Below are 6344 nucleotides of genomic sequence, written 5' to 3' on the forward strand. Positions count from 1 at the left end.
CCAGAACCCACCGAGGCATTCCTTGGTCTCGGCATACGGCCCGTCGGTGACAACCACGTCAGCACCGGTGTTGTCGACCGTGGTGGCCTCATCGATCCGTCCGAGCCCACCCGCGAAGACCCACGCCCCTTCGGCCCTGAGCTCGTCGTTGAACCTCCCCGTCGCCTCGTACTGCGGCTGCGCCTCCTCCTGCGGAATGTCATAAACACTCGGCTCGACAACAACGGAAAGCAGGTACTGAGTCATGGCGATTTCCCTTCCTCGGTGGCCGCCGATCGGCTGCCTCTACCCACACCACGAACGACCGAACCCGAATACGACAACCCACGCCGAGATTCTCTGAGTTCCCCGAAACGCACGAAGCGGCCCGGTCCGCACCGGTCAGTTGGCCCCGGAGAACGCCACGCTGCTACCCACTCCGATGATCATCGCCCCACCCACGCTGCCGACCGCCTCGAGTCGGCGCGGAGATCGCGCGAACCACGTCCGCACGGTGCCCGCTAGCAAGGCCCAAGCACTGTCCGAAGCCATCTGAATCACGAGGAAGATCGCCCCGAGCACCAGCAATTGTGCGGGCAGTGCGCCCGCCTCCGGCACCGTGAACTGCGGCAGGACCGCACCGAAGAACACCATCGTCTTGGGATTTGTCGCGCCGACAACGAAGCCCTGCCACAGCACCCGCCGACCCGTGGTGTTCGGCACCTCCGCTTCGAGCGCTGTCACCACTTTCTTCCGGTCCCGAATCGTTACGACGCCCAAGTAGACGAGGTAACCGGCGCCGGCGACCTTCACGATCAGGAACAGTGCGGACGAAGCCATCAACACCGCCCCCAGCCCGAAGGCCACCGCGACCAGCGGAACCGCAGAGCCGGCCACCGCGCCGATCACCGACAGAATCGCCGGCCTGCGCCCCAGAGTGAGTGCCCGCCCGATAGCGAACAGCACCTTCGGACCCGGAATCACGATGATGACGAACGCGGCAACCACAAACGCCGCCGCATGAGACAGGGGCACCATCCACCGACCCTATCCGGCCACTGACATACGTCCAGCCGAATCCCGCCACGACCCAGCACGTTCGTACACGCCGAGGTCGTTCTCACCGGCAAGCAGCGAACCTGGAGAAAGCCGACATCCAGGGCGTCGCATAACGCCCCGCGATCCCATGACGCCTCGACGTCGTGCCACCTAGGTATTTCCGGAAACGTACTGGTCCAGCACCGATTGCCTCTCCGTAGGAAAACGTTTACAGTCAATAGGTACCTGTGAACGTTTTCCTACGAATGACGGGAAGGATCGCGCGATGGGTTCAGCGGCCGCTCTCGCCGAGCTACCAAATGTCTTCCGGTTCAGTGACGCCGTCAGACTCATCGGTGAGCGACGACTCCGACAGCTCATCGATGAGGGGGCCCTCGTCCGCTTGGCTCGCGGCCTGTACCGCAAAGCCGAGTCGCTGGGCGAGGACGAACTCTCAGCTATCGCCCTGCGTGTCCCTCGTGCCACCATCGCGCTCCGTTCGGCACTTGCTCACCACGATTTGATCGACGACATACCCAGCTCCATCGACATCGCAATCCCGCGCGGCACTCGGGCACCAGCCTTGGACATGCCGATCAGGTGGCATCGGTTCGATGCCACGACATTCGATATCGGACGGGACCACATGAATCTCGATCACGACCTCAGCATCGGAGTCTATTCCGCACCGCGGAGCATCATCGACGCCTTCCGCCTACGGCATCTGGAAGGCGACGACATGGCCGTCGATGCACTCAAGCGGTGGCTGCGTCAAGGCGGCCAAGCCTCCGAGCTCCTACGTGCAGCGAAACAATTCCCCGCAGCACAGCGGGGGTTGAGCCACACATTGAGCATCCTGCTGTGAGCGATCCGAGCCTCTCCGACGCGACCTATCGGGCTCTGCAGAAACAGGCGAAGAGCTCGGGCCGCAATACGCAGGAATTGTTCGACCTCTATCTACTGGAAGGGTCCCTACTGCGCCTCGCCGCCAGCACGTATCGTGACGCCTTCGTGCTGAAGGGCGGAGTTCTGTTGGCCGCGTACGGAAATCGTCGGCCGACACGGGACGTCTATCTGGCGGCACTCGACGTGAGCAACGCGGCCGACAACATACTCGGTCTGGTCCGTGAAATCGTCGCCGTTCCCGCCAACGACGGTTTGGTGTTCCAGCTCGACTCCCTCGACGCCGAGGTGATCCGCGACGACAACGAGTACTCGGGCATTCGCGTCACCGCGAAGGCGACATTGAGTCGTGCGAAACTGAGCTTTCACGTTGATGTGAACGTCGGCGATCCGATCCACCCGGCGCCCACCACAGTCACAGTCCCGCGTCTACTGGCTGGTGAGCCGATCACCGTTCGCGGATACCCGCTGTCGATGGTCTACGCCGAGAAGCTTGTTACAGCCGTCCAACGAGGAACTGCGAGCACCCGTTGGCGCGACTTCGGCGATATCTGGACACTCAGCCACCATCACGCGGTTCAGGGTTCCGAGCTCCAAGATGCGATCAGCGCGGTTGCCGGGTTTCGCCAGGCCACGATCATCCCCCTGGGCGAAGCCCTGGACGGCTACCCGGCCATCGGTCAAACCAAGTGGGCTGCTTGGCGTCGCCGAACCGACAATCTCGTCCTACCCGAAGATCTTAGAGAAGTCGTCGCGGCGGTCGTCATCTTCGGCGACCCCGCGTTGTCCGGCAACGTTTCCGGGCAGGTCTGGGATCACCGCGAGCGGTTGTGGTCCCCAAAGCCGTAGACGCGTTCGGCACGAGACAAAAGGACCTGACCTGCTTTCACAGGTCAGGTCCTTGTCGAGCCCCCTGTCAGGATTGAACTGACGACCTTCGCTTTACAAGAGCGGTGCTCTACCACTGAGCTAAGGAGGCGGGTGGTGCGCGACTATCTTAGCCGCGCACGCCAACCGCGCGACACCGGATGGGTGTCACGCGGTGGCGGAGGAGATCAGGACTGGGCGCGGGCTGCGTCGTCGGCGGCCATCGCGTCACGCAGGCTCTTGGGCCGCATGTCGGTCCAGTTCTTCTCGACGTACTCGACGCACGCTGCCCGGCTTTCTTCGCCGAACACGACACGCCAGCCCGCCGGGACCTCCGCGAACGCGGGCCACAGGGAGTGCTGCTCTTCATCGTTGACCAGAACGAAGAAGCGGCCGTCCTCGTCGTCGAAGGGGTTGGTGCTCATTTCACCTCACTGGATACTGGCGCTGTGTACAGGATCACTGCGCGGCCGCGAAGCCACGAGCGTTGTGTCGACCCTAGCAAGGCATACGTTACTGGTAGGGAGTTACCCCATGCTGCCCCGGTCACGGCGGTCAGGCGGCGAAGAAGTCGAGCAAGATCTTGTTGATCGCCTCGGGTTGCTCCAGGTAGCCGTAGTGACCGGTATCCGGGACCTCCTGGTAGCGGGCGCCGGGAATGGCCTCGGCGACCTCACGCGAGAGGTACGGCGGAATCATCCGATCATCGGCGAACCCAATTGCCAAGCAGGGCACCGTAATCGAACGATACGCGGCGACCCGATCGAATTCGTGATCCATCGCTCGCTGGGCCCGGACACCGGCCGAGGGCGTCCCCACGCTGAACTCGAACAGATCGAGCCAGTCGCGCGCGGAGTTGGTGTCGGCCATCGTCGCGGGCGACAGATTCATCACCGCGCTCAACGCCGCCTCGAATTTCGCGGGCAGCTTCACCGCCGAGGCGTCGAGCTCCTGCTCACCCACCGACAACGTCTTCTGGAACTGATCCAGCCTGCCGTGTCCGGCCATGAACACGGCCTTGCGCACCAGATCGGGCCGGGCAAGCGCCAGCTCCTGCGCCACCCGCGCACCCATCGACGTGCCCGCGACCAGCGCGGGGCCTTCGTCGAGGAACTCGATGAGCGCGGCGGTATCGGCGACCAACTCCTCGATCCGCATCCCGCCCGGGGCCTCGAACGACGGCGCGATCCCACGGTTGTCGAACACGCAGACCCGGTAACCGGCCGCGACCAGCGCGGGAACCTGATGCAGCTCCCACACCCGGCCCGGCGAGCCCGTTCCCATGATCAACACCACCAGCGGACCACCGCCCTTGACGTCGGTGCCCTTGGTACGGTCGCCCTTGACCTGATAGTTCAGTGCGATGCCGTTCACCGTGGCAAGTGGCATGAAAGAAACCTCTCTGCGGGGTCGATCGTGTACTGCCCCACGGTAACGGGACCGCCACGACACGGCACCGGGGCGGGGTGTTACGCGTCGCTACTTCATCGGCCGTGCGCCGGCGCCCGATAGTATTGATCACTCGCAGGTAGAGCGCAGGGAAACCGGGAGGACGAACCCATTATGGCCGCGAAGAGCACCGCCAACGACATCGCCGACGACGAACTCGAGCCGCTTGCCGACGAGACCGCCCGCCAGGCACCGAAGGTCGTCGCGGCACACGCCGAAGACGCCGACGAATGCCGCATGCTGCTGTCGATGCTCGGCATCGCCCCCGCCTGACACAGCGCACCCCTGCGACGCATAAGGATGCGTGAGTGGACCAAATGATCGATCAACCGTCCAACGACCGTCCGTCCGAAAACAGTGAAACCCTCGTGCCGAACGGCGCTGGTTCGGGATTCGTTGTCGTCGCCAACCGGCTCCCGGTCGACCTCGAGCGCCTGCCCGACGGCACCACCAGGTGGAAGCGCAGCCCCGGCGGGCTGGTGACCGCGCTGGAACCGGTGCTGCGCAGCAACAAAGGCGCCTGGGTCGGCTGGGCAGGTGTGCCCGATGTCGAGGTCGAGCCGATCATCGAAGACGGGCTCGAGCTGTATCCGGTGCCGCTCACGGCGCAGGAGGTGGAGGACTACTACGAGGGGTTCTCCAACGGCACGCTCTGGCCGCTGTACCACGACGTGATCGTGCGCCCGGTGTACGACAGGGCGTGGTGGGCGGCCTATGTCGAGGTCAACCGGCGCTTCGCCGAGGAGACCGCGAAGGTGGCCGCCGAGGGCGCCACGGTGTGGGTGCAGGACTACCAGCTGCAGCTGGTTCCCAAGATGCTGCGCATGCTGCGCCCCGATCTGACCATCGGCTTCTTCCTGCACATCCCGTTCCCGCCGGTCGAACTGTTCATGCAGATGCCCTGGCGCACCGAGATCGTCGAGGGCCTGCTCGGCGCCGACCTGATCGGCTTCCACCTGCCCGGCGGCGCGCAGAACTTCCTCTACCTGGCCCGCAGACTGGCCGGTCAGCCCACCTCCCGCGGCACGATCGGGGTTCGCTCGAAACTGGGTGTCGTGCAGGTCGGTTTCCGCACGGTGCGCGTCGGCGCGTTCCCCATCTCGATCGATTCGGCCGAACTCGACGAGTCGTCGCGGCGTCGTTCGGTGCGCGAGCGAGCCGCGAAAATCCGTGCGGAGCTGGGCAATCCCAAGAACATCATGCTCGGCGTCGACCGCCTCGACTACACCAAGGGCATCGACATCCGGCTCAACGCGCTCCAGGAACTCCTCGAGGAGGGCCGCGTCGACCCGACCGAGACGGTGATGGTGCAGCTGGCCACCCCCAGCCGCGAACGCGTGCAGAGCTACATCAAGATGCGCGGCGACATCGAACGTCAGGTGGGCCGGATCAACGGTGAATTCGCCCGCGTCGGCTACCCGGTCGTGCACTACCTGCACCGCCCGATCCCCCGCGACGAGTTGATCGCCTTCTTCATCGCCGCCGACGCCATGCTGGTGACGCCCCTGCGCGACGGCATGAACCTGGTGGCGAAGGAGTACGTGGCCTGCCACAGCGACCTCAACGGCGCCCTGGTGCTGAGCGAGTTCACCGGCGCCGCGGCCGAGCTGCGTCAGTCCTACCTGTGCAACCCGCACGACCTGGACAGCGTGAAGGACGCGATCATCGGCGCCCTCGACGACGATCGCGACACCAAGCGCCGCCGGATGCGGTCCCTGCGTCGCCAGGTGCTCACCCACGATGTCGAACGCTGGGCGCGCGCGTTCCTCGACGCGCTGTCGCAGGGCAATGTGGCGGGTTCGGCGCTGATGAGCGACGAGCAGACCTACCCCGCCGACCAACGCTAGCGGCACACAGCGACCTCACAGCGTCGGTCCAGCCACTTCCCAGCGGGGTGGTGGAGCATAGGGGCATGAGCGGTGTGCCTGATGTGCCCGAGGCGCGGGTACTCGTCGTCGACGACGAGCCGATGATCGTCGAGCTGCTGGCGGTGAGCCTGCGCTACCAGGGGTTCGAGGTGGCGACGGCGGCCGACGGCGCCGAGGCGCTGGATCGGGCGCGCACGTTCCGCCCGCAGGCGCTGATCGTCGACGTGATGATGCCCGGCA

At 65.1% G+C, this 6344-nt stretch carries 9 protein-coding genes and 1 tRNA gene; 5 read left to right on the forward strand and 5 right to left on the reverse strand.

Annotated features, from left to right (window positions below):
* Both ACFWF3_RS20155 and ACFWF3_RS20160 read right to left on the reverse strand, forming a co-directional pair.
* Window positions 1–246 (reverse strand): YciI family protein (locus ACFWF3_RS20155; RefSeq protein ID WP_379314836.1); only part of this gene is annotated, 246 nt, incomplete at its 3' end.
* A gap of 135 nt (window positions 247–381) precedes the next feature.
* A complete protein-coding gene (locus ACFWF3_RS20160) occupies window positions 382–1017 on the reverse strand; it encodes a LysE family translocator (protein ID WP_379314837.1) in 636 nt (211 codons plus the stop codon).
* A 286-nt stretch (window positions 1018–1303) separates the two neighbouring features.
* On the opposite strand from ACFWF3_RS20160, the gene ACFWF3_RS20165 reads away from it, so the two are divergent.
* A complete protein-coding gene (locus tag ACFWF3_RS20165; protein ID WP_379314838.1) occupies window positions 1304–1882 on the forward strand; it encodes a hypothetical protein in 579 nt (192 codons plus the stop codon).
* The gene (locus tag ACFWF3_RS20170) at window positions 1879–2769 is read left to right on the forward strand and encodes a nucleotidyl transferase AbiEii/AbiGii toxin family protein (RefSeq protein ID WP_379314839.1); all 891 of its coding nucleotides are present in this window, start codon (window positions 1879–1881) and stop codon (window positions 2767–2769) included. Before ACFWF3_RS20165 ends, ACFWF3_RS20170 begins: the two co-directional genes overlap by 4 nt.
* A 58-nt stretch (window positions 2770–2827) precedes the next feature.
* On the opposite strand, the gene ACFWF3_RS20175 is transcribed toward ACFWF3_RS20170, so the two are convergent.
* From ACFWF3_RS20175 to ACFWF3_RS20185, 3 genes are all read right to left on the reverse strand, one after another.
* Window positions 2828–2899 (reverse strand) — tRNA-Thr (locus tag ACFWF3_RS20175).
* A 76-nt stretch (window positions 2900–2975) separates the two neighbouring features.
* Window positions 2976–3212 carry an MbtH family protein gene (locus tag ACFWF3_RS20180; protein WP_022565839.1) on the reverse strand — a complete coding sequence of 79 codons (237 nt, stop codon included), beginning with the start codon at window positions 3210–3212 and terminating at the stop codon, window positions 2976–2978.
* Between the two features lie 130 nt (window positions 3213–3342).
* Entirely contained in the window at window positions 3343–4176 is an 834-nt protein-coding gene (locus tag ACFWF3_RS20185; RefSeq protein WP_379314840.1) for an alpha/beta fold hydrolase, read from the reverse strand.
* 174 nt (window positions 4177–4350) lie between these two features.
* Here ACFWF3_RS20185 and ACFWF3_RS20190 point away from each other — a divergent pair, with 174 nt between their 5' ends.
* The 3 genes from ACFWF3_RS20190 to ACFWF3_RS20200 form a co-directional block, all read left to right on the forward strand.
* On the forward strand, window positions 4351–4509 hold the full coding sequence (locus ACFWF3_RS20190) for a hypothetical protein (RefSeq protein WP_379314841.1): 159 nt from the start codon (window positions 4351–4353) through the stop codon (window positions 4507–4509).
* A gap of 44 nt (window positions 4510–4553) precedes the next feature.
* Window positions 4554–6083 (forward strand): trehalose-6-phosphate synthase, encoded by a 1530-nt coding sequence (locus tag ACFWF3_RS20195; RefSeq protein ID WP_378990802.1) that lies wholly within the window; start codon window positions 4554–4556, stop codon window positions 6081–6083.
* A gap of 65 nt (window positions 6084–6148) precedes the next feature.
* Window positions 6149–6344 (forward strand): response regulator (locus ACFWF3_RS20200; protein ID WP_379314842.1); only part of this gene is annotated, 196 nt, incomplete at its 3' end.

This window comes from Nocardia sp. NPDC060220 (assembly GCF_042727815.1).
Lineage (GTDB): Bacteria > Actinomycetota > Actinomycetes > Mycobacteriales > Mycobacteriaceae > Nocardia.